Annotated in this window: 38 protein-coding genes; 2 read left to right on the forward strand and 36 right to left on the reverse strand. The window is 66.8% G+C overall.

Annotated elements, in window-relative coordinates; genetic code table 11:
• Window positions 1-10 precede the first annotated feature (10 nt).
• From ATI37_RS05685 to ATI37_RS05700, 4 genes are read right to left on the reverse strand one after another with little or no spacing between them, the layout of a single operon-like run.
• A complete protein-coding gene (locus ATI37_RS05685; protein WP_232822450.1) occupies window positions 11-517 on the reverse strand; it encodes a hypothetical protein in 507 nt (168 codons plus the stop codon).
• 11 nt (window positions 518-528) lie between these two features.
• Window positions 529-1164 carry a redox-sensing transcriptional repressor Rex gene (locus tag ATI37_RS05690; RefSeq protein ID WP_117237513.1) on the reverse strand — a complete coding sequence of 212 codons (636 nt, stop codon included), beginning with the start codon at window positions 1162-1164 and terminating at the stop codon, window positions 529-531.
• On the reverse strand, window positions 1161-1916 hold the full coding sequence (locus ATI37_RS05695) for an SPOR domain-containing protein (protein ID WP_117237514.1): 756 nt from the start codon (window positions 1914-1916) through the stop codon (window positions 1161-1163). The genes ATI37_RS05690 and ATI37_RS05695 overlap by 4 nt, the downstream gene beginning before the upstream one ends.
• Before the next feature lies 1 nt (window position 1917).
• Window positions 1918-3258 (reverse strand): tetratricopeptide repeat protein, encoded by a 1341-nt coding sequence (locus tag ATI37_RS05700; protein ID WP_232822451.1) that lies wholly within the window; start codon window positions 3256-3258, stop codon window positions 1918-1920.
• 74 nt (window positions 3259-3332) lie between these two features.
• Here ATI37_RS05700 and ATI37_RS05705 point away from each other — a divergent pair, with 74 nt between their 5' ends.
• The gene (locus ATI37_RS05705; RefSeq protein ID WP_117237516.1) at window positions 3333-3869 is read left to right on the forward strand and encodes an HNH endonuclease; all 537 of its coding nucleotides are present in this window, start codon (window positions 3333-3335) and stop codon (window positions 3867-3869) included.
• 15 nt (window positions 3870-3884) lie between these two features.
• On the opposite strand, the gene ATI37_RS05710 is transcribed toward ATI37_RS05705, so the two are convergent.
• Entirely contained in the window at window positions 3885-4718 is an 834-nt protein-coding gene (locus tag ATI37_RS05710) for a DMT family transporter (protein ID WP_117237517.1), read from the reverse strand.
• A 46-nt stretch (window positions 4719-4764) separates the two neighbouring features.
• On the opposite strand from ATI37_RS05710, the gene ATI37_RS05715 reads away from it, so the two are divergent.
• Window positions 4765-5250: a DNA cytosine methyltransferase gene (locus tag ATI37_RS05715; protein ID WP_117237518.1), complete on the forward strand. Its 486-nt coding sequence runs from the start codon at window positions 4765-4767 to the stop codon at window positions 5248-5250.
• A 30-nt stretch (window positions 5251-5280) separates the two neighbouring features.
• Here ATI37_RS05715 and rplQ read toward each other — a convergent pair whose 3' ends face one another.
• From rplQ to rpsJ, 31 genes are all read right to left on the reverse strand, one after another.
• A complete protein-coding gene (gene rplQ, locus ATI37_RS05720) occupies window positions 5281-5637 on the reverse strand; it encodes a 50S ribosomal protein L17 (RefSeq protein ID WP_117237519.1) in 357 nt (118 codons plus the stop codon).
• A 4-nt stretch (window positions 5638-5641) separates the two neighbouring features.
• Window positions 5642-6577 carry a DNA-directed RNA polymerase subunit alpha gene (locus tag ATI37_RS05725; protein ID WP_117237520.1) on the reverse strand — a complete coding sequence of 312 codons (936 nt, stop codon included), beginning with the start codon at window positions 6575-6577 and terminating at the stop codon, window positions 5642-5644.
• Between the two features lie 28 nt (window positions 6578-6605).
• The gene (gene rpsD / locus ATI37_RS05730) at window positions 6606-7235 is read right to left on the reverse strand and encodes a 30S ribosomal protein S4 (RefSeq protein ID WP_117237521.1); all 630 of its coding nucleotides are present in this window, start codon (window positions 7233-7235) and stop codon (window positions 6606-6608) included.
• A 10-nt stretch (window positions 7236-7245) separates the two neighbouring features.
• On the reverse strand, window positions 7246-7635 hold the full coding sequence (rpsK, locus tag ATI37_RS05735; RefSeq protein ID WP_117237522.1) for a 30S ribosomal protein S11: 390 nt from the start codon (window positions 7633-7635) through the stop codon (window positions 7246-7248).
• Between the two features lie 46 nt (window positions 7636-7681).
• Window positions 7682-8062 (reverse strand): 30S ribosomal protein S13, encoded by a 381-nt coding sequence (gene rpsM, locus ATI37_RS05740; RefSeq protein ID WP_117237523.1) that lies wholly within the window; start codon window positions 8060-8062, stop codon window positions 7682-7684.
• 9 nt (window positions 8063-8071) lie between these two features.
• Window positions 8072-8185: a 50S ribosomal protein L36 gene (gene rpmJ, locus ATI37_RS05745; protein WP_117237524.1), complete on the reverse strand. Its 114-nt coding sequence runs from the start codon at window positions 8183-8185 to the stop codon at window positions 8072-8074.
• Between the two features lie 8 nt (window positions 8186-8193).
• Complete coding sequence (gene infA, locus ATI37_RS05750) at window positions 8194-8412, reverse strand: translation initiation factor IF-1 (RefSeq protein WP_003043942.1); 219 nt, start codon at window positions 8410-8412, stop codon at window positions 8194-8196.
• A gap of 7 nt (window positions 8413-8419) precedes the next feature.
• The gene (map, locus tag ATI37_RS05755; protein ID WP_117237525.1) at window positions 8420-9187 is read right to left on the reverse strand and encodes a type I methionyl aminopeptidase; all 768 of its coding nucleotides are present in this window, start codon (window positions 9185-9187) and stop codon (window positions 8420-8422) included.
• Window positions 9187-9741 carry an adenylate kinase gene (locus ATI37_RS05760; protein WP_117237526.1) on the reverse strand — a complete coding sequence of 185 codons (555 nt, stop codon included), beginning with the start codon at window positions 9739-9741 and terminating at the stop codon, window positions 9187-9189. Before ATI37_RS05760 ends, map begins: the two co-directional genes overlap by 1 nt.
• A gap of 8 nt (window positions 9742-9749) precedes the next feature.
• On the reverse strand, window positions 9750-11066 hold the full coding sequence (gene secY / locus ATI37_RS05765) for a preprotein translocase subunit SecY (RefSeq protein ID WP_117237527.1): 1317 nt from the start codon (window positions 11064-11066) through the stop codon (window positions 9750-9752).
• A gap of 1 nt (window position 11067) precedes the next feature.
• Complete coding sequence (gene rplO, locus ATI37_RS05770) at window positions 11068-11520, reverse strand: 50S ribosomal protein L15 (RefSeq protein WP_117237528.1); 453 nt, start codon at window positions 11518-11520, stop codon at window positions 11068-11070.
• On the reverse strand, window positions 11517-11699 hold the full coding sequence (gene rpmD / locus ATI37_RS05775) for a 50S ribosomal protein L30 (protein ID WP_117238529.1): 183 nt from the start codon (window positions 11697-11699) through the stop codon (window positions 11517-11519). The genes rplO and rpmD overlap by 4 nt, the downstream gene beginning before the upstream one ends.
• Window positions 11699-12172, reverse strand: coding sequence for a 30S ribosomal protein S5 (gene rpsE / locus ATI37_RS05780; protein WP_117237529.1), 474 nt, complete (start codon window positions 12170-12172; stop codon window positions 11699-11701). The genes rpmD and rpsE overlap by 1 nt, the downstream gene beginning before the upstream one ends.
• Window positions 12173-12180: 8 nt before the next feature.
• Window positions 12181-12519 carry a 50S ribosomal protein L18 gene (gene rplR / locus ATI37_RS05785; protein ID WP_117237530.1) on the reverse strand — a complete coding sequence of 113 codons (339 nt, stop codon included), beginning with the start codon at window positions 12517-12519 and terminating at the stop codon, window positions 12181-12183.
• Between the two features lie 8 nt (window positions 12520-12527).
• Window positions 12528-13070, reverse strand: coding sequence for a 50S ribosomal protein L6 (rplF, locus tag ATI37_RS05790; RefSeq protein ID WP_117237531.1), 543 nt, complete (start codon window positions 13068-13070; stop codon window positions 12528-12530).
• A complete protein-coding gene (gene rpsH, locus ATI37_RS05795; protein WP_117237532.1) occupies window positions 13070-13486 on the reverse strand; it encodes a 30S ribosomal protein S8 in 417 nt (138 codons plus the stop codon). The genes rplF and rpsH overlap by 1 nt, the downstream gene beginning before the upstream one ends.
• 69 nt (window positions 13487-13555) lie before the next feature.
• Complete coding sequence (locus ATI37_RS05800) at window positions 13556-13741, reverse strand: type Z 30S ribosomal protein S14 (RefSeq protein WP_117237533.1); 186 nt, start codon at window positions 13739-13741, stop codon at window positions 13556-13558.
• Window positions 13742-13748: 7 nt separating this feature from the next.
• A complete protein-coding gene (rplE, locus tag ATI37_RS05805; RefSeq protein ID WP_117237534.1) occupies window positions 13749-14297 on the reverse strand; it encodes a 50S ribosomal protein L5 in 549 nt (182 codons plus the stop codon).
• Between the two features lies 1 nt (window position 14298).
• The gene (gene rplX, locus ATI37_RS05810; RefSeq protein WP_117237535.1) at window positions 14299-14631 is read right to left on the reverse strand and encodes a 50S ribosomal protein L24; all 333 of its coding nucleotides are present in this window, start codon (window positions 14629-14631) and stop codon (window positions 14299-14301) included.
• The gene (gene rplN, locus ATI37_RS05815) at window positions 14631-14999 is read right to left on the reverse strand and encodes a 50S ribosomal protein L14 (protein ID WP_117237536.1); all 369 of its coding nucleotides are present in this window, start codon (window positions 14997-14999) and stop codon (window positions 14631-14633) included. Before rplN ends, rplX begins: the two co-directional genes overlap by 1 nt.
• Complete coding sequence (rpsQ, locus tag ATI37_RS05820; RefSeq protein WP_117237537.1) at window positions 14996-15313, reverse strand: 30S ribosomal protein S17; 318 nt, start codon at window positions 15311-15313, stop codon at window positions 14996-14998. The genes rplN and rpsQ overlap by 4 nt, the downstream gene beginning before the upstream one ends.
• Window positions 15306-15524, reverse strand: coding sequence for a 50S ribosomal protein L29 (gene rpmC, locus ATI37_RS05825; protein ID WP_117237538.1), 219 nt, complete (start codon window positions 15522-15524; stop codon window positions 15306-15308). The genes rpsQ and rpmC overlap by 8 nt, the downstream gene beginning before the upstream one ends.
• Window positions 15511-15936: a 50S ribosomal protein L16 gene (gene rplP / locus ATI37_RS05830; protein ID WP_117237539.1), complete on the reverse strand. Its 426-nt coding sequence runs from the start codon at window positions 15934-15936 to the stop codon at window positions 15511-15513. The genes rpmC and rplP overlap by 14 nt, the downstream gene beginning before the upstream one ends.
• Window positions 15937-15939: 3 nt before the next feature.
• Entirely contained in the window at window positions 15940-16656 is a 717-nt protein-coding gene (rpsC, locus tag ATI37_RS05835; RefSeq protein WP_117237540.1) for a 30S ribosomal protein S3, read from the reverse strand.
• The gene (gene rplV / locus ATI37_RS05840) at window positions 16646-16987 is read right to left on the reverse strand and encodes a 50S ribosomal protein L22 (RefSeq protein ID WP_117237541.1); all 342 of its coding nucleotides are present in this window, start codon (window positions 16985-16987) and stop codon (window positions 16646-16648) included. The genes rpsC and rplV overlap by 11 nt, the downstream gene beginning before the upstream one ends.
• 2 nt (window positions 16988-16989) lie before the next feature.
• Entirely contained in the window at window positions 16990-17271 is a 282-nt protein-coding gene (gene rpsS / locus ATI37_RS05845) for a 30S ribosomal protein S19 (protein WP_038048058.1), read from the reverse strand.
• A gap of 8 nt (window positions 17272-17279) precedes the next feature.
• On the reverse strand, window positions 17280-18110 hold the full coding sequence (rplB, locus tag ATI37_RS05850) for a 50S ribosomal protein L2 (protein ID WP_117237542.1): 831 nt from the start codon (window positions 18108-18110) through the stop codon (window positions 17280-17282).
• Window positions 18111-18161: 51 nt separating this feature from the next.
• Window positions 18162-18452 (reverse strand): 50S ribosomal protein L23, encoded by a 291-nt coding sequence (locus ATI37_RS05855; protein WP_117237543.1) that lies wholly within the window; start codon window positions 18450-18452, stop codon window positions 18162-18164.
• The gene (gene rplD / locus ATI37_RS05860) at window positions 18449-19066 is read right to left on the reverse strand and encodes a 50S ribosomal protein L4 (RefSeq protein ID WP_117238530.1); all 618 of its coding nucleotides are present in this window, start codon (window positions 19064-19066) and stop codon (window positions 18449-18451) included. The genes ATI37_RS05855 and rplD overlap by 4 nt, the downstream gene beginning before the upstream one ends.
• Before the next feature lie 20 nt (window positions 19067-19086).
• A complete protein-coding gene (gene rplC / locus ATI37_RS05865; RefSeq protein WP_117237544.1) occupies window positions 19087-19707 on the reverse strand; it encodes a 50S ribosomal protein L3 in 621 nt (206 codons plus the stop codon).
• A complete protein-coding gene (gene rpsJ, locus ATI37_RS05870) occupies window positions 19704-20021 on the reverse strand; it encodes a 30S ribosomal protein S10 (protein WP_014514873.1) in 318 nt (105 codons plus the stop codon). The genes rplC and rpsJ overlap by 4 nt, the downstream gene beginning before the upstream one ends.
• Between the last annotated feature and the right edge of the window lie 7 nt (window positions 20022-20028).

Here is a 20028-nt window from a genome sequence, read left to right on the forward strand (position 1 = left end):
GCCCTCCCTGTTACTTCAAGGGAAACTTGATCTGGTACTCCTGGGTCCAGGACCGCTCTTCCCCGTTTGTGAGTCGGGCATACCAGGTAACCCGGGCACGCCAGTTAAGGGGTGCTCCCTGGCTCAAATGCTCGGCAGCTACAGAGCCATCCAGGGAGAAGCGGAAGGGCTCAGAGCGGTTCCACCTATACCGCACCTGCCCGTCCACTTCCTCCCGCCCTGGGGGAAAAGGGAACCCCACCGAGCCGCTTCCCAAGGAAGCTCCTGGAAGAATCTCGTTCCCGCTGTCATCCAGGTAAACGTACTCGTAGCGCTCCAATACCCCCTCTGGAGCACCGGGGGCCACCTCCACTACCGCATTGTTGCCTACAACGACAATCCGCCCTTGATCGTCTACTTCGTAGCCCAACTGCGGGGGATCTAGGCGAACCCGATAAGGCTCGGGATTGAAAAAAACCTGTCCACATCCAGCCAGAAAAACCATCAGGGCACCAAATATAAAGGCCATTTTACGCATACGCTCCCCCTTCATCCCATCATCTCCTCTCCCCACTTGGGGTTCAGTATAAAGAAGGCCAGCCGGGTAAGTCCAGCCAGGAAGTCCACGTTCTCCACCGCCACCCCCTTGGGCACCTCGAGGACCACCGGGGCGAAGTTCAGAATGCCTTTGATCCCGGCCTGCACCAGCTGGTCCGCCGCCTCCTGGGCGGCTTCCCTAGGCACGGCGAGGAGGGCGACCTCTATCCGCCCCGGGACCCTCTGGGGCAGGGCCTCCATGGGCTCAATCACCCCGCCCCTCACGGGCTTGCCGATCTTCTCCGGGTCCACGTCAAAGAAACCCCGGAGCTCAAAGGTGGCCCCAAAGCCGGGGTAGTCGGCCAGGGCGCTCCCCAAGCGGCCCATGCCCACGATGCCGAGGCCCCACCTGCGGTTTAAGCCCAGGATGTGGCGCAGTTCCCGCTTGAGCACAGGCACCGTGTACCCCACCCCCCGGGTGCCGTAGGAGCCAAAGTAGGAGAGGTCCTTGCGCACCTGGAAGGCGGTCACCTGGGCCTCCTCGGCCAACTGCTCCGAGCTCGTGCGGTGGACCCCTTTGGTCTCAAGCTCCTCCAGGATGCGCAGGTAGGTGATGAGGCGGCTAATGGCGGCGCTGGGAACCTTCATGGCACCTCCAAGGCCGTAAGGCCCAAAGCGGCTAAGCGGGCCTCCACCGACTCCCTTTCCTCGGGGGAAACGGGACCCACCCGCACCCGGTAGAACCCGTCCCTCGCCAGGACCACCGGAAGCCCCATCTCCCTAAGCCTGCCCGCCAGGGCCAGGGCGTTCTCCTCCCTTTGGAAGGCCCCCACCTGGAGGTACAGGCTTCCCCCAGCAGGAGGGGGGGGGCCCTGCCCCCGGTAGACCTGGGCCCCGTAGGCCTGGAGGGCCTCGGCCACCTGCCGAGCCTCGGGCTCGCTGGCGTAAGGGCCCACCACCACCCGGGTGAGGTTGCCAGCGGCCTCGAGGCGCACCGGATACCCTTTCTGGGAGAGCTCCCGGGAAAGCCGCAGGGCGTTTTCCGGGTTGGCGAAGGCCCCCACGGCCACCCGGTAGCTCCCGCCGGACCTGGGCGTCATGGGAGGGGCCTCGGCCCGTGGCCTAGCGGGGGAGACCTCTTGGGGCCTGGGCTCCGGTGGGGCCTCCTGAGGCCTCTCCAGAGGGGCCTGGGGCAGGGGGATGACGGTGACCACGGGCTCGGGAGGCCTAGCCTCCTGGGGGGGGACAGGGAGGGGTTGGGACGCCGGAGGAGGGGGCGGGGCCGCCTGGGGGCGGGCGAAGGGGTTGATGCCGATCAGGTAAAGGACGATGCCCGCGGCCACCAGGGCGATGAGGAGGAAGATGAGGGCGTCCAGCCAGTTCTCCCTAAACCAGCGCATCCTACCTCCTGAGAAGGGCCTGGGCCTCCTTGGAGCCCAAGGCGGCCGCCTGCCTGAGGGCCCGCTCCGCCTCCCCTTCCCGCCCCAAGGCCTTCAGGGCCAGACCCAGGTTGTACCAGGCCGCGGCCTCCCGGGGGGTACGCCCCAGGACCTCCCGCAGGAGGATCTCGGCCTCGCCGTAACGCCTCAGGACCAGAAGGCCCGCCGCCAGGTTGGCTCCCACCCCCGGGTCCCGTCCCACCTCGTAGACGGGGCGAAGGAGGGCCACCGCTTCCTCCGCCCGACCCAGCTCCAGGAGGATGGCCCCCCGGAGGGCCTGGGCCTCGAGGGCCCCGTTCCCATCCAAAAGCCTGAGGGCATCCTCCCTGGCCCCCAAGGCGTAAGCCGCCTGGGCCTTGAGGAAGACCCCGGGGGGGCCGGCCTCCTCCGCGTAGCGGTGGGCGTTTCTGTAGTCCCCAAGCCGCAGGTAGGCCCCGGCCAGGGCCAGGGCCACCTGGGGCTCAGAGCTCCTTCGGTAGGCGGGAAGTAGGTAGAAGAGGGCCCCCCTGGCGTCTCCCGCGCGCAGGTGGGCCTGCCCCAGGAGGAAGGCGGCCTCCCAGAGGGTGGGGTCCAGGGCGTAGGCCTCCCTTAGGAGGGGCTCGGGGCTATCGGAGAGAAGGGCCTTGCGCAAAAGAAGCCTGGCCTTTCCTTTGCCCTCCACCTGAGCCAAACCCCGGTCCAGCTCCCTCAAAGCCCTCCCCTTGAGGCCCTCCTCCGCCAGGATGCGGGCCAGAAGCTCCCAGGCCTCGGCCCCCTTCGGGTCCTGGTTCAGGAGGCCGTAGAGGAGGGGGACCGCCTCAGCGCGGCTCCCCGCACTGTAGAGGGCCTGGGCCAGGGCCAGGCGGTAGGCGGGGCTCCGCTCCGGGGCGAGGCCCTTCTTCAGGGCCTCCGCCGCCTCCTTGGCCCTCCCCGCCTGGGCCAGGGCCGCAGCCAGGCCCAAGTAGGCCTCCTCGGTGGGCTCGAGGGCCACCGCCTTCTGGAAGGCCTCCGCCGCCTCCCCTGGCTTCCCCATGCGCAGGTGGACCTGCCCCAGGTTGAAATGTCCCTCGTAGCGGTCGGGGAAGACCCGGGTCATCTGGTCAAAGGCAAAGCGGGCCTCCTCGAGGCGCCCCAACCGGAAGAGGGCCACCCCCAGGCCCAAATGGGCCTCAAAGCGCCCGTAGTCCTGGGCGAGGACCCCCTCGTAGGCCAGGGCGGCCCGGGCGTAATCCCCGGACCTGAAGAAAGCCTCGGCCTCCTCCAGAGAGGGGGCGGCCAGGCTCAAGCCCAGGAGGAGGGGCAGGAACTTCGGCAAGCGTCTCATCATAGAGCCTCCGAACCCGTCGTTGGCCACAGCATAGCACAGCTCCAGGGGAACCGTTCTGGTATCCTAGGGGCGTGGGGCTAGCGGAGGAAAAGCCCCTAAACCTAGACGCCCCCCGGGTGCTGGTGCTAAACGCGGGGTACGAGGTCCTGGGCCTTGCCAGCGTAAAGCGGAGCGTCCTCCTGGTCCTCTCAGGGGGTGCGGAGATGCTTGCGGAAAGCGGGCGCTTCCTGCACACCCCTTCCACCCTAATCCCCGTCCCCAGCGTTATCCGGTTGAAGCGCTTTGTGCGGCGGGGGCCAAGCCGCATTCCCCTAAACCGCCGCAACGTCCTCAGGCGCGACCGCTACACCTGCCAGTACTGCGGCCGCCAGGGGGGGGAGCTCACCGTGGACCACGTCCTCCCCAGAAGCCGGGGGGGCCGGAGCGCCTGGGAAAACCTGGTGGCCGCCTGCCGGGCCTGCAACCTGAGGAAGGGGGACAGGACCCCCGAGGAGGCGGGGATGCGCCTCCTAAGGCCTCCCAAACCCCCCCGCATCCCCCTTTTCCTCTCCGACCTCAAGGAGATCCCCGAGGCCTGGCGGTGCTACCTCGAGGCCCTCTTGCGGTAGCGAGTCCCAAAGAGCCTACCGCCGCACGCTGAGCAAGACGGCGATGAGGACCAGCCCCGCCCCCAGGTAGCCCAGCGGGGAGAGGACCTCCCGAAAGAGGAGAAAGGCAAAGAGGTTGGCCACCACGGGTTCAAGGGTGGCCAAGACGCTCGCCCGGGTGGCGGGAAGCCTTCTAAGCCCCGCGTAGTAGGCCAGGTAGGCCCCGTAAGTGGAAAAGGCTCCTAGGAAGAGGAGGGCGAGGAGGGCCTGGGGGCTCAAGGGGGCAAACTCCACGAAGGGAACAAGCCCCACGGCCCCCACGGGGAGGGCATAGAGGAAAAGGGTGGGGGTGGCGTACCGGGGTAGGTAGAGCTTGCCAAAGATGTAGTAGAGGGCGTAGGTGAAGCCGGAGAGGAGGCCGAAGAAGAAGGCGGGCAGCGGGGCCTTCACCCCGCTTCCCCCGCCCAGACCCATGAGGCCCACCCCCAAGAGGGTGAGGGCCACGGCGAGGAGACCGAGGGAGTCTAGGCGCTCCCCCAGCACCAAGCGGGAGAGAAGGGCCACCCAGGCCGGAGCGGTGTAGAGGAGGACCGAGGCCAGGGCCGCCCCCCCTTGTTCCACCGCCAGCTGGTAGGCCCCGTAGAAGAGGGAAACCCCCACCAGGCCGAAGAGGAAGAGGGCAGGGAGGTCCCGGGGAAGGAGGCGCACCTGGCGTAGGAGAAGGGCGTGGAGGGCGAAGAGGGCCCAGGCGATGACCGCCCGGAACAAGGCCACCGAAAGGGGGGAAAGCCCTTCCTGGAAGGCCAATCGGCTCACCGGGCCGATGAGTCCCCAAAGGAAGGCCGCCAGGAGGAGGTACAGGTAGCCCATGGGGCCTAGAGTATAATGCCCCCGGTGTCCTTATGGAGGCTAAGCAATGAGCGGCCGCACCTTTTTCGCCCTGCTCTTCTTGCTCCTCCTCTTTCTCTTCGCCTGGCTCAACTGGGGGGAGATCGCCAAGCCTACCCCCCTCTCCCTGGGCCTTACCCGGGTGGAGGCCCCCTTGGGGCTGGTGCTAGTCGTGGCCCTGGCCGTGGTCTCCCTCCTCTACCTGATCTTCACCATCGGTCTGGAGACCGCCGCCCTCCTGGAGGTCAGGCGGTACGCCCGGGAGCTCCTCCACTACAAGAAGCTGGCGGAGGACGCGGAGCAGAGCCGTTACACGGAGCTAAGGCGCTTTTTGGAAGCGGAGCTAGGGCGGCTGGCGGAGTCGGAGAAGGAGGAGATCCGGGCCTTGGAGGCCCAGCTGGAGGAAATGCTGGAGAAACACAGCAACACCCTGGCCGCCTACATCGGCGAGCTGGAGGACCAGATCCTGAGGCTTTTCAGGTCCGAGGAGCAAAAAGGCGGGGGGGCGGGCTAAAACCTCCTTCCCTCCGGGCAAGCCGGGAGATCACTCCACCAGCTCCACCAAGGCCAAAGGAGCCCCGTCCCCCCGGCGGCGCTCTGCCAGCTTGAGGACCCGGGTGTACCCCCCGGGGCGGTCCTGGTACCTAGGGGCGATCTCGTCAAAGAGCTTGCGCACCAGCCTCACGTCCTGCAGTTCACGCAGGACCAGCCTCCGGGCGTGGAGATCCCCCCGCTTGGCCAGGTGGATGAGATGGTCCACGAAGCCGGTGAGTTCCTTGGCCTTGGGTACGGTGGTGGTGATGCGCCCACGGGCGAGGAGGCTCTTGGCCTGGTTGCGGAAGAGGGCCAGACGGTGGGAAGAGTGGCGGTTCAGTTTCCTTCCAGACTTCAGGTGGCGCATGGTCTCACTCCTTTAGGGCGAGGCCCCGCTTGGCTAGGGCCTCGCGGATCTCCTCCAGGCTCCGCTCCCCGATGCCGGGGATGTTCCTCAGGTCCTTGAGGTTGAGGGCCAGAAGGGCGCGCACGGACTCAATCCCCTCCTCCTTGAGGCTGTGGAGGACCCGGGTGGAGAGGCCGAGCTCCTCCAGGGGCAGATCCAGCTCCTCCTCCTTCTTCTCCCCTTTGGGAGGCTCGGGGATGGACAGGACCGAGGTCTCGGGATGGCCGAAGTAGGAGAGGTGCTCCTTGAGGATCTCCACGGCCTGGTTCAGGGCCTCGAGGGGGGTGACGGAGCCGTCCGTCCAGATCCTCAGGGTGAGCTTGTCCAGGTCCGTGCGCTGGCCCAAGCGGGTGTCCTCCACCTGAAAGGCCACCCGGCGCACGGGGGAGAAGACGGCGTCCACGGGGATGGCGTTGATGCGGTCCTTAATGCCGTGGCGCTCGGCGGGCACATACCCCACCCCCCGGTCCACCCGCACCTCCATGTAGAGCCTCCCGCCCTCCTCCAGGGTGGCGATGTGGAGGTCGGGGTTCAGGATCTCCACGTCGGCGGAAGGGGTAAAGTCCGCCGCCCTCACTTCCTTGGGGCCCTCCGCCTTCAGAACCAGGGTGGTGGTCTGCATCTTGGGGTCCAGGAAGCGCACCACCAGCTCCTTCAGGTTGAGGACGATCTCCACCACGTCCTCCTTCACCCCGGGGATGGTGGAGAACTCGTGGAGGACGTCCTCAATGTAGACGCTGGTGACCGCGGTCCCGGGAATGGAGGAAAGGAGGATGCGGCGGAGGGGGTTCCCCAGGGTAACGCCAAACCCCCTTTCCAGGGGCTCGAGGACGAACTCTCCGTACTCGCGCCCCTGGGTGCGCGCCGTGAAGACTGGGGCTTTCAGCTTGCTCTCTAGCATAGGCCTCCTTCGGGGCCAATCTCCCAGATCACCTGGAGTAGAACTCAATCACCAGCTGCTCGTTGACGGGAAGGGCCAGGTCCTCCCGGTCGGGGAGGCGCAGGAACTTGCCCTTCATGCCCTCTACGTCCAGGGAGAGCCAGGGGCCCACCTTGCGGCCCTTCATGGCCTCGAGGTTCTCGCGGACGAAGGCCAGGTCGCGGCTCCCCTCGGCGATGGCGATCTCGTCCCCCGGCTTCACCCGGTAGGCGGGGAGGTCCACCCGGCGCCCGTTCACGAGGATGTGGCCGTGGCGCACCATCTGCCGGGCCTGGCGGCGGCTAGCGGCGAAGCCCAGGCGGTAGACCACGTTGTCCAAGCGGGACTCCAGGAGGCCCAGGAAGACGGTGCCCGTGACCCCCTTCTTGCGGCTCGCCTCCTCAAAGAGGTTCCGGAACTGGGCTTCGGAGATCCCGTAGATGCGGCGGAGCTTCTGCTTCTCCCTAAGGCGCACCGCGTAGTCGGAGGGGCGGCGCGCCCGCCGCTGGCCGTGCTGGCCAGGGGGGTAGGGCCGGCGCTCCATGGCGCACTTGGGGCTGTAGCACCGCTCCCCCTTCAGGTAAAGCTTCACGCCTTCCCGGCGGCAAAGACGGCAGACTGGTCCGATGTAACGACCCATCTCTTACTCCTTACGAGGCCTTGCGGAACTTCTTCTTGGGCCGGCAGCCGTTGTGGGGCACAGGGGTGTCGTCCACAATGGACTTCACCTGGAGGCCGGAGGCCTGGAGAGCCCTTATGGCCTGCTCCCGCCCCGCTCCCGTGCCCCGCACGATCACGTCCACGCTCTGCATGCCGTAGGCCATGGCCTTCTTGGCCGCGTCCATGGCGGCGAGCTGGGCGGCGTAGGGGGTGCCCTTCCGGCTCCCCTTGTAGCCGATGACCCCGCCCGAGGACCAGATGACGGGGTTGCCGTCCGGGTCCGTGATGGTGACGATGGTGTTGTTGTAGGAGGCGTGGATGTACGCCTTCCCGCTAGCCACCTGCCGCTTAGCCTTTTTCTTTGTTGCTTTTCTGGCCATACTCTCCCTCTCGGAGTATCCACTGGCCCTAGGTCATGTTCAGGGCCTACTTCCTGGGGGCCTTCTTCTTGCCCGCCACGGTCTTCCTAGGCCCTTTGCGGGTACGGGCGTTGGTGCGGGTGCGCTGGCCCCGCACGGGAAGGCCCCTACGGTGCCTTAGGCCCCGGTAGCAACCGATGTCCATGAGGCGCTTGATGTTGGCTGCCACCTCTGCCTTTAGCTCCCCTTCCAGCTTCCAGGTGTTCTCCACGTACTCACGGAGGCGCACCACCTCGGCCTCGGTGAGGTCCTTGACCCGGGTGGCCGGGTTGATGCCCGTCTTCTCCAAGGCCTCCTTGGCCCGGGCCGGCCCGATGCCGTAGATGTAGGTGAGGGCCACGTCCACCCGCTTGTTCCTGGGAATCTCCACACCTGCAATCCTCGCCACGTTTCCTCCTCAGCCCTGGCGCTGCTTGTGCTTGGGGTTCTCGCAGATCACGTACACCCGGCCGTGCCGGCGCACCACCTTGCACTTGTCGCACATCTTCTTCACCGACGCCTGCACCTTCATTGCGCCTCCTACTTTCTGTAGACGATGCGGCCCCGCGTGGGGTCGTAGGGGGTAATCTCCACCACCACCCGGTCCCCGGGAAGGATGCGGATGTAGTGCATGCGCATCTTGCCCGAGATGTAGGCCAGGATCTCCGGACCCGAGTCCAGCTTCACCCGAAAGGTGGTGTTGGGCAAAGCCTCGGTGACCACGCCCTCCGCCCGAATGGTGTCCTTCTCCTTCGCCATACCCCTCCTACCGGGCCCGCACCAGAGGAACCCCGGTGAGAAGCTCCGGGCCCTCCTCCGTCACCAAAACGGTGTTCTCGTAGTGGGCGGCGAGGTTGCCCTTGCCGGCGCTCGCCGTCCAGCCATCTTCCAATATTACCACAGGGGCCGGGCGAAGGGTAACCATGGGCTCGAGGGCCAGGGTCATCCCCGGGCGGATCTTGGGCCCAGTGCCCGGCTTGCCGAAGTTGGGGAGCTGCGGGTCCTCGTGGATCTCCCGCCCCACCCCGTGGCCCACGAACTCCCGCACCACCCCGTAGCCCCGGCTCTCCAGGAAGGTCTGCACCGCATGGGCCACGTCCCCGATGCGGTAGCCGGGCCTCAGGTACTTCAGGCCCTGCCAAAAGGCGGCCTCGGTGTCCCTTATGAGCCTCTCCGCCTCGGGGGAAACCCGGCCCACAGGGAAGGTCCGGGCCATGTCGGCGGCGAAGCCCCCGTAGATGAGGCCCACGTCTATGGAGAGGATGTCCCCCTCCTTCAGGGGCTCCTCCGAGGGGATGCCATGGACCACCACCTCGTTCACCGAGGTGCAGAGGGCAGCGGGGAAGCCGTAGAGGCCCAGGAAAGCGGGCTTGGCCTTGCGCTTTCTTATGGCCTCGTAGGCGATCCGGTCCAGCTCCTTGGTGGTGACGCCGGGCTCCACGTGGCGGCCCACCTCCTCCACCACCTCGGTGAGGAGAGCCCCCGCCTCCCGCATGCGCTCAATCTCCCAGGGGCTTTTGAGCTTGATGGCCATCAGATTCCCAGGGCAGCCCGGATGCGGGCGTAGACCTCGTCCGGGGTGCCGAGACCGTCCACGCGCCTAAGGGCGCCCGCTTTCTCATAGTACTGGACGAGGGGCTCGGTCTTCTCCCGGTAGACCTGGAGGCGCCGCCTTATGGTCTCCTCGTTGTCGTCGGAGCGGCCCTCTAGCTCCGCCCGCCTCAACATGCGCCGGAGGAGCTCCTCCTCGGAAACCTCCACCAGCACCACCCCAAGAAGCCTGGTCCCCGTCTCCTCCAGGAGGCGGTCCAGGGCCTCCGCCTGGGGTAGGGTGCGGGGAAAGCCGTCAAAGATGACCCTATCGGAAAGCTCCTCCCGGATCAAGGCCAGGATCAGCCCGTCCGGCACCAGGTCCCCCCGGTCCATGATGGGCTTGACCTGCTGCCCTAGGGCCGTGCCCCGGCCCACGTGGTCCCGCAGGATGTCCCCGGTGGAGAGCTTTTTGAAGGAAAACTCCTCCGCAAGCCGCGCCGCCTGGGTGCCCTTGCCCGCCCCCGGCGGGCCCAAGAAGATCACCGCTTCCCCCATGCCTCCTCCTAGCGCGTGCGGCCGCGGATGCGGCCCTTGGAGAGAAACCCCTCGTAGTTCCTCAGCATGAGCTGGCTCTCGATCTGCCTCAGGGTGTCCAGGGTCACCCCCACCACGATGAGGAGGCCGATCCCCGAGAAGGCGATGCTCTGCACCCCGGTGAGGTTCTGGATGATCTGGGGCAAGGCAGCCACCAACCCCAGGAAGAGGGCTCCCCAGAGGGTGAGGCGGGAGACGATGTGCTCCAGGAACTTCACCGTGGGCTCCCCCGGGCGGATGCCGGGGATGAAGCCCCCGTACTCCCGGAGGCTTTCCGAGATGCGCCTGGGGTCAAACTGCACCGCGGTGTAGACGTAGGTGAAGAGGATGATCAGGATGACCTCAATGAGAAGGCCGGAAGCCCGCGTGGGGTCGAAGAAGTTGGCGATGGCCTGGAGAATGGCGTTGTCCTGGAAGGGCGCGGTGAGGAAGATGGGGATCTGCAGGATGGCCGCAGCGAAGATGATGGGGATCACCCCGGCGGCGTTCAGCTTGATGGGGATGTAGGTGGCCTGCCCCCCGTAGACCCTCCGCCCCACCACCTTGCGGGCGTACTGCACGGGGATGCGGCGTTCGGACTGCTGCACCGCCGCCATACCGGCAAAGGCCAAGAGGATGAAGGCCAGGAAGAAGAGGAAGGCCACCAGGTTGACCTCCCCCGTGCGGATGAGGCCGGCGGTGCGCACCAGCTGGGGCAGCCACTCCACCACGATCCCGGCGAAGATGATCATGCTGGTGCCGTTGCCGATGCCGTACTCGGTGATGCGCTCCGCCATCCAGAGGAGGAGGGCGATGCCCGCCACCTGGGTGACCACCACCACCAGCCAGAAGAAGGGCCCCGGGGACCAGCCGGGGAGGAGGAACCTGCCCCCCTCCGCCCCCAGGAAGGCCGTGGCCAGGAAGAAGCCCTGGAAGGCCCCCAGAGCGATGCCGCCGATGCGGGTGTACTGGGTGATGATGCGGCGGCCCTCCTCCCCTTCCTTGGAGAGCTTCTCCAAGGCCGGCACGATGTTGACCAAAAGCTGCATGACGATGGCCGCGGTGATGTAGGGCATGATCCCTAGGGCAAAGATGGAGAAGCGCTCGAAGTTACCCCCAGAGAAGAGGTTGATGATGCCGAAAACCCCCCCTTGGGCGGTGCGCAGGAACTCCTGGATCTTGTCCAGGTCTACCCCGGGGGTGGGGATGAAGGCCCCCAGGCGGTAGGCAGCCAGGACCAGGAGGGTGAAGAGGATACGCTGGCGCAGCTCGGGGATCTGGAGGGCGCTCCAGAAGGCCTTCAGCATCTCAGGCCTCCAGAAGGACGGCCTCGCCGCCCGCGGCCTTGAGCTTCTCTAAGGCGCTTTTGGAGAAGGCGTGGGCCACCACCCTGAGGGGCCTAGCCTCCCCCTCCCCCAGGATCTTCAGGCGGTAGCCCTTCTTGAGGAGGCCCGCCTGGACCAGAAGCTCGGGGTTCACCTCCCCCTCAAACCGGGCCAGGGCTTTAAGGTTCACCCCCTGGTACCTGGGCCGCTTGATCTCCCCGGGAACCTGGCCCTGCATCCCCCGCTTGGGCAGGCGCATGAGGGTGGTGGAGCGCCCGCCCTCAAAGCGCCGAGGGTCCTTGACCCCCCCGGAGCGGGACTTCTGGCCCTTGTGGCCCCGGGTAGCCGTCTTGCCGTGGCCGGACCCGGGGCCCCGGCCCACCCGCTTGCGCCGCCTGTTGGCCCCTGGATTGGGCTTCAGGTCAGAGAGTTTCATTCCACCACCTCCACCTGGAGAAGGTGGGTCACCTTGCGGAGGTTGCCGCGGATGGCCGGGGTGTCCTCAAGCACCTTCTCCCTCCCTAGCTTCGTAAGCCCCAAGGCCTTCAGGGCCGCCTTCTGGTCCTTGGGGTAGCCGATGGGGCTCTTTACCAGCTTCACCTTGAGCCGGGCCATCATCCCTCCCCGCCTTTCCTGAGGCGCTTCACGTCCTCCTTCGTCTCTAGCTGGCGCAGGGCCTCCATGGTGGCGTAGGCGATGTTGATGGCGTTACGGCTTCCCAACTCCTTGGTGAGGATGTCGGTGATCCCTGCGAGCTCGAGGATGGCCCGGGGCACCGCCCCGGCGATCACGCCCGTGCCGGGGGCGGCGGGCTTCAGGAGGATCTTGGAAGCCCCGTACTCCACCTCGATCTCGTGGGGGATGGTGCCGTTTTGGATGGGCACCTCCACCATGTTGCGGCGGGCGTAGTACCCCGCCTTCTGCACCGCCAGGGGCACCTCCTTGGCCTTGCCTAGGCCTAGGCCCACCCGCCCCTGGCGGTCCCCCACCACCACCAAGGCCCCGAAGCGAAAGCGGCGGCCCCCCTGGTAGGTCTTGGCGGTACGCCGCACCAGGATCATCTTCTCCTCGAAATCGGTCTCGGGCATGGTTCCCCCTAGAACTCTAAGCCCCCCTCCCGGGCCCCCTCGGCCAGGGCCTTAACCCGGCCGTGGTACTTGTAGGGGCCCCGGTCAAAGGCCACCTGTTTAATCCCCTTAGCCAAAGCCTTTTCCGCCAAGGCCAGGCCCACCTTCCGGGCCACCTCGGTCTTCCTGCCCTTCAGCTTCAGGGCCAGGCTGGACTCGGCCACCAGGGTCTCCCCCTTGTCGTCGTCGATGATCTGGGCGTAGATGTGGTTGAGGCTCCGGAAGACCGAGAGGCGGAGCCTCCCCGTCCTCTTGACCCGGTTGCGCACCCGGAACTTGCGGCGCTCGTAAGCGGTTAGCCGTGCCATGCTTCCCCCTACTTCTTGGCCCCGGCCTTGCCGGGCTTGAGGCGGACGGGCTCGCCAGCGTAGTAGATGCCCTTCTCGTGGTAGGCGCTGGGCTTCTTGATGGCCCGGATGTCCGCCGCCACCTGCCCCACCTTCTGCTTGTCAATGCCCAGGACCCGGATCCTGGTGGGCTCGGGCACCTCAAAGGCGATGCCCTCGGGGGGCTCCACCACCACGGGGTGGCTAAAGCCCACGGTGAGCTCAATGGACCGGCCCGCCAGCCGCGCCCGGTAGCCGATGCCCTTGATGAGGAGCTCCTTCGCGTACCCCTCGGACACCCCCTTGATGGCGTTGGCGATCAGGGTGCGGGTGAGCCCGTGGAGGCTCTTTTGGCGGCGATCGTCGGAAGGGCGCTCCACACGGACCACCCCCTCCGCCACCGCCACCTTGAGCTCCGGGGAGATGGGCACCTCCAGCTCCCCCTTGGGGCCCTTCACCCTCACAAGCCCTGGGGCAACCTCCACCTGAACCCCCTTGGGCACGGAAATGGGAAGCCTACCGATCCTGGACATCACCACACCTCGCAGATGAGCTCCCCGCCCACGCCCAGCTTCCGGGCCTCCCGGTCGGTGAGCACCCCCTTGGGCGTGGAGAGGATGGCGATCCCCAGGCCCCGGCGCACCCGGGGGATCTCCTTGACCCCCACGTAAACCCGGCGCCCGGGCCGGCTGATGCGGCGGATGTGCTTGATGACCTGCTCGGGGCGGGGGTCAGGCCCTTGCCGCCTGGGGCCGTACTTGAGGTGGATGCGCAAGTACGGCTTGCCGTCCACCTCCACCCGCTCATACCCCTTGATGAACCCTTCCCGCACCAAGATCTTTAGGATCTCCTCCTTGAAGCGCGAGGCGGGCACCTCGGTGCTCCCCTTGTAGACCCGGGTAGCGTTCCGGATCCGGGTCAGCATGTCGGCGATGGGGTCCGTCAGCATTGCCTCTCTCCTTTTACCTCAACTCCTGGACCATGCGGTCTCGAGGGAACCCCCCCGACCGGCCACGGCTCACCAGCTGGCCTTCTTAACCCCGGGGAGTTGCCCCTTGTGGGCTAGCTCCCTGAGGCAAAGCCGGCAGAGGCCAAAGTAGCGGTAGACGCTCCTGGCCCTCCCGCAGCGCAGGCAACGGGTGTAGGCCTGCACCTTGAACTTGGGGGTCCGCTTGGCCTTCTCGATCAGCGCTTTTCTCGCCATGCTCACCTCACTTGCGGAAGGGGAAGCCCAAAAGCTCCAGGAGCGCCCTGGCCTCCTCGTCGGTCTTGGCGGTGGTCACCACCGCGATGTCCATGCCCCGGATGGCGTCCACCAGGTCGTAGGTGATCTCCGGGAAGACGAGCTGCTCCCTGAGGCCCAGGTTGTAGTTGCCCCGGCCGTCAAAGCTGTTGGGGTTCACACCGCGGAAGTCGCGGATGCGGGGAAGGGCCACGGAGAGGAGCTTCTCCAGGAAGATCCACATCCTATCCCCCCGGAGGGTGACCCTAAGGCCGATGGCCATGCCCTTGCGGAGCTTGAAGTTGGAGATGGACTTCTTGGCCCGGGTGATGGCGGGCTTTTGCCCGGTGATGAGGGAGAGCTCCTTGGAAGCCTTTTCCAGGATGCGGGCGTCCTCCTTGGCCTCGCCCAGGCCCTGGTTGATGACCACCTTGGAAAGCCTCGGCACCTCCCAGATGTTCCCGTAGCCAAAGCGGCGGATGAGCTCGGGCCGGACCTCTTCGTAGTACTTCCTCTTCAGGGCCACGTCCAGGGGCATCTCACTCCTCCACGTCCAAAGGCCCGCCGCACTTGGCGCAGGCCCGGATCTTGCGTCCGTCTTCCAAGAACTTCTTGCGCACCCGGGTGGGCTTGCCGCAGGTGGGGCAGATGGGCCGCACCTTGGAGGCGTGCAGGGGGGCCTCCTGCTCCACGAAGCCGCCCTGGGGGTGCTTGGGGCTAGGGCGCACCGCCTTCTTGACGAGGTTCACCCCCTCCACGATCACGGCCATCTTCTTGGGCAGCACGGCCTTCACCTTGCCCACCCGGCCCCTATGCTTACCGGAGGCCACCAACACGGTGTCCCCCTTCTTCACGTGCACCTTGGCCTCCATTAGAGCACCTCCGGCGCCAGGGAGACGATCTTCATGAAGCCCCTTTCGCGAAGCTCGCGGGCCACCGGGCCGAAGACGCGGGTGCCGCGGGGCTCCAGCTGGTTGTTGATGATGACGGCGGCGTTGTCGTCAAAGCGGATGGCGGAGCCGTCGGGGCGCTTGACCTCCTTCTTGGTGCGCACCACCACCGCCTTGACCACGTCCCCCTCCTTCACCGCCCCGCGGGGGATGGCCTCCTTCACGCTGGCCACGATCACGTCCCCCACCGTGGCGTACTTGGCGTTGGAGCCCTTGAGAACCCGGATGCACATGATCTTGCGGGCCCCGGTGTTGTCGGCCACCTCCAGGTAGGTCTGGGGCTGGATCATGCCTTACCTCCCCGCTTGGAAAGGCTAGCGTAGTTCTGGCGCCGGACCAGATACTTCTCCACCAGGTCCAGGCGGCCACTCTCCACCAGGCGCACCACCCTAAAGCGCTTGCGCTTGGAGATGGGGCGGGCCTCCTGGATCTCCACCACGTCCCCCACCTTGTACCGCTCCTCGGGGTCGTGGGCCAGGTACTTCTTGGAGCGCTTGATGACCTTGCCGTAGAGGGGGTGGGGGAACTGGCGCTCCACCAGGACCGCCACGGTCTTCTGCATCCTGTCGCTCACCACCACCCCGGTCAGCGCCTTCCTAGGCATGCCGCCTCCTCTTCTCGTTCCAGACCGTGAGGAGACGGGCGATGGCGCGCTTCGTCTCCTGGATCCTATGGTTCTGGGAGAGCTGCCCGATGGAGGCCTGGAAGCGGAGTTCCATGAGCTCCCGCTTCTTCTTCTGGATGAGCTTCTCCAGCTCCACGGGGGAGAGCTTGCGGGCTTGCTCCAGCTCCTTTTGGATCTCACTGCGCTTCATCGTAGGCGTCCCTCCGCACGATCTTGGTCTTGATGGGGAGCTTGTGGCCGGCGATGCGCAGGGCCTCGAGGGCCTGCTCCTCCGTAACCCCCGCCACCTCAAACATCACCCGGCCCGGCCTCACCACGGCCACGTACCCCTCCACGTTGCCCTTGCCCTTACCCATCCGCACCTCGAGGGGCTTCTTGGTGTAGGGCTTGTCGGGGAAGATGCGGATGAAGATCTTCCCCCCGCGGCGGAAGTGGCGCACCATGGCCACACGGGCGGCCTCGATCTGCTTTGAGGTGATCCAGGCGGGCTCCATGGCCACCAGGCCGAAGTCCCCGAAGGCCACGTAATCCCCTCCCTTAGCCGCCCCCCTCATGCGGCCCCGGTGCTGCTTCCGGTACTTCATGCGCCTGGGCATCAGCATGGCCTACTCCTCCTTCTTCACGCGCACGGCCGGGCGACGGCGGCGGGGGCGCTCCTCAGCCTTGGGGGCCTCGGGGCGCTTGACCTTTTGAGCGCCGATCACCTCGCCCAGGAACACGTACGCCTTGACCCCTAGCACCCCGTAGGTGGTGCGGGCCAGGGCGAAGCCATAGTCTATGTTAGCACGTAGGGTCTGAAGGGGCACCCGGCCATCGGCTGCCCACTCGGTGCGGGCCTGCTCCGCCCCGCCGATGCGCCCAGAGACGATGACCTTGGCCCCCTTGGCCCCCGATTCCATGACCCTTTGCACCGCCTGCTTGATGGCCCGGCGCACGGCGAAGCGCCGCTCGATCTGCTCCGCCACCCGCTGGGCCACCAGGGGGGCGGAGAGGTTGGGGTTGTGGATCTCCTGGACGTTCAGGGCCACGTTCTTGCCGGTCATCTTGGCGAGGGCGTCCCTCAAGACCTTGATCTTCTCCCCGCCCCGGCCGATGACCACGCCCGGCTTGGCCACGTGGACGCTCACGGCCACGTTGTCCGCCGCCCGCTCGATGTCCACGCGGGCCAGACCGGCGGGGTAGAGCTCCTTGGTCAGGTAGTCGCGGATCTGCTGGTCCTCCAGAAGGAGCTGCCGGTACTGCTTCTTGCCCGCATACCAGCGGGACTCCCAGTCCCGGGTGATGCCAAGCCGGAACCCGATGGGGTGGATCTTATTTCCCATGCTTCTCCCCCAAGATCACCGTGATGTGGCTGGTCTTCTTCTTGATGATGTCCGCCCGGCCCCGGGCCCGGGGAAGCACCCGCTTCAGGGCAGGCCCCTCGTCCACGAAGGCCGCCTTCACGAAGAGCCGGTCCTCTAGCATGTCGTGGTTGTTGACCGCGTTGGCGGCGGCGGACTCCAGGACCTTGGCCACGTAATAGGCCCCCCGCTTGGGGGTGTAGCGCAGGAGGGCGCGGGCCTCCTCGAGGCTCTTTCCCCGGATCAGGTCCACCACTAGGCGGACCTTCCTGGGGGCGATGCGCACATAACGGGCAATGGCTTTCGCTTCCATGGCTACTTCTTCTTGGTGGCCTTGGCCTCTTTGCCGTGCCCCCGGTAGGTGCGGGTGGGCGCGAACTCCCCTAGCTTGTGCCCCACCATGTTTTCGGTAATGTACACGGGGACGTGCTGCTTGCCGTTGTGGACCGCGATGGTGTGGCCCACCATCTCGGGCACGATGGTGGAGCGGCGGCTCCAGGTCTTGATGAGCCGCTTCTCCCCCTTCGCGTTGAGCTCCAGCACCTTCTCCAGGAGGTGATCGTCTACAAAAACGCCTTTCTTCAAGCTACGCGGCATGGCTCATCTCACCCCTTCCGCCGGGCGATGATGAAGCGGCTGGAAGGTTTCCGCCGCTTCCTGGTCTTCAGGCCCTTGGTCTGCCAGCCCCAGGGGGAGGCCGGGGGACGGCCCCGGGGCGCCCGGCCCTCGCCGCCGCCGTGGGGGTGGTCCACCGGGTTCATGGCGGCGCCGCGCACGTGGGGCTTCCGGCCCAGCCACCGGGTGCGGCCCGCCTTGCCGAGGACGATGTTCTTGTGGTCGGCGTTGCCCACGGCCCCGATGGCGGCGTAGCACTCCCCGTGCACCTTCCTCAGCTCCCCCGAGGGCAGGCGCAGGATCACGTAGTCCCCTTCCCGGCCCTGGATCTGGGTGCTGGTCCCCGCGGAGCGGGCCAGCTTGGCCCCCTTCTTGGGCTCCAGCTCCACTGCATGCACCACGGTACCCACGGGGATGAAGCGCAGGGGCAGGGCGTTGCCCACGCTTATGGGGGCGTCGGGCCCCGCCACCACCTGCTGCCCCACCTGAAGGCCCTCGGGGGCGATGATGTAGCGCTTCTCCCCGTCGGCGTAGTGGAGGAGGGCGATGCGGGCGGAGCGGTTGGGGTCGTACTCGATGGCCGCCACCTTGGCGGGGATGCCCGCCTTGTCCCAGCGCTTGAAGTCAAGGATGCGGTAGAGGCGCTTGTGGCCGCCTCCGCGGAAGCGCGCGGTGATGCGGCCCTGGTTGTTGCGCCCCCCCGTCTTCTTGAGGGGCTTGACCAAGGACTTCTCCGGCTCGGTCTTGGTGATCTCGGAGAAGTCCGCCACCGTCATGAAGCGGCGGCTTGGGGTGTAGGGTTTGAACTTCTTGACCGGCATTCCTCTTTCCTCCCTTACCGGATCAGGGCCGGGCTCCCTCTCCCGGGGGGTCTAGATGAGGCCCTCCAGGGCCTCGATTTTCTGCCCGGGGGCCACCTGCACGATAGCCTTCTTACGGTCGGGGCGCCTGCCCAGGTAGCGGCCCAGGCGTTTCCCCTTGCCCCGGACCCTCATGGTGTTGACCCCCACCACCTTGACCTTGAAGGCCGCCTCCACGGCGTTCTTGATCTCGGTCTTGGTGGCCTTGGGGTGGACCCAGAAGGCGTACTTGCCCTCGGCGAAGCCGGCGTAGGCCTTCTCCGAAAGCACGGGGGCCAGGATGACATCGTACGCGGTCTTCATGCCTCACCTCCCAGGCGCCCCCGGAAGACCTCCCAGGCCTTGAGGTCCATGACCAGGCGCCCGGTGCGCAGGATGTCGTAGACGTTGAGGCCCTCGGGGGCCAGGGTGACCACCCAGGGCAGGTTGCGGGCGGCCCGGCGCACGGCCTCGCTTTCCGTGACCAGGAGAACCGTCTCGGAGCCGTCCAGACCAGCCTCCTTGGCCCAGGCCAGGAACTCCTTGGTCTTGCCCTCTACCCCGGAGAAGGCCTCCACGAGAAGGAGCTTCCCCTCCCTAGCCCGGTCGGCCACGGCCATGGCTAGGCCCGCCCTCCTAACCTTTTTGGGCAGGGTGTAGCTGTAGTCGCGGGGTTTGGGACCGAAGGCCGTTCCACCCCCTACGAAGATGGGGGCTCCGATGTCCCCGTGGCGGGCGCGGCCCGTGTGCTTCTGGGGGTAGATCTTCCGGCCCGAATAGGCCACCTCGCCCCGGGTCTTGGTGCTGGCGGTGCCCCGGCGGCGGCTAGAGAGCTGCCAGCGCACCACCTCCCAAAGGAGATGAGGGTTGATCTCTCCCGGGAGGTCTGCAGCGAGCTCCCGTCTGCCGGAAGGGGAGAGAACGGGAATCTGGTACACGGCTTCCACCTTAGCCTCCTTCACTTGGCCGCCCTCTTGGTTCCCCGCACCACGAGGAGGCCCCCGTTGGGCCCCGGTACGGCGCCCTTGACCAGGAGGAGGTTCTCCTCCGGGATGACCTCCACCACCTCGAGGTTCACCACCGTGACCCGCTCCGCCCCATAGCGGCCCGCCATCTTCTTGCCCTTGTAGACGCGACCTGGGGTCTTACGGTTGCCGATGGAGCCCGGGTGGCGGTGGATCTTGTGGGCCCCGTGGGAGTCGGGGCCGCCCGCGAAGTTCCAGCGCTTCATGACCCCGGCGGTGCCCCGGCCCTTGGAGGTGCCGGTCACGTCCACCCGCTCCCCAGGACGGAAGATCTCCACGGTGACCACGTCGGACTCAGGGTTGAAGTCCCGGATCTCCTTCAGGATACGCACCGGTTGGACCCCGGCCTTGGCGAAGTAGCCCTTCATGGGCCGGTTCACTCGCCCTGGCTTCTGGGCCAGGAAGCCCAGCTGCACCGCAGCGTAGCCGTCCTTCTCCGGGGTGCGGCGCTGGACCACAGGACAAGGCCCGGCCAGGATCACGGTGACGGGGACGGCCCGGTCGTCCCGGTAGATCCGGGTCATGCCCACTTTTGTGCCCAGGATGCCCTTCACTTGCCACCTCCCACGGTCTTGATCTCGATCTCCACCCCGGTGGGGAGGTCCAGGGACATGAGGCTCTCGATGGTCTTGCGGTTGGGGTTTAGGATGTCCACCAGGCGGTTATGGGTGCGAAGCTCAAAGTGCTCCCGGGAGTCCTTGTGCTTGAAGGGACCCCGGATCACGGTGAAGCGGCGCACCCGGGTGGGTAGGGGAACGGGGCCGGAGACCTGGGCCCCGGAGCGCCTGGCAGCCTCCACGATCTTCTGGGCTGAGGCGTCCAGGGTCTTATGGTCAAAGCCCCGGAGCTTGATCCGGATCTTGGGCATAGCCCCC

The sequence above is a fragment of the Thermus sediminis genome, assembly GCF_003426945.1.
Taxonomy (GTDB): Bacteria; Deinococcota; Deinococci; order Deinococcales; family Thermaceae; genus Thermus; species Thermus sediminis.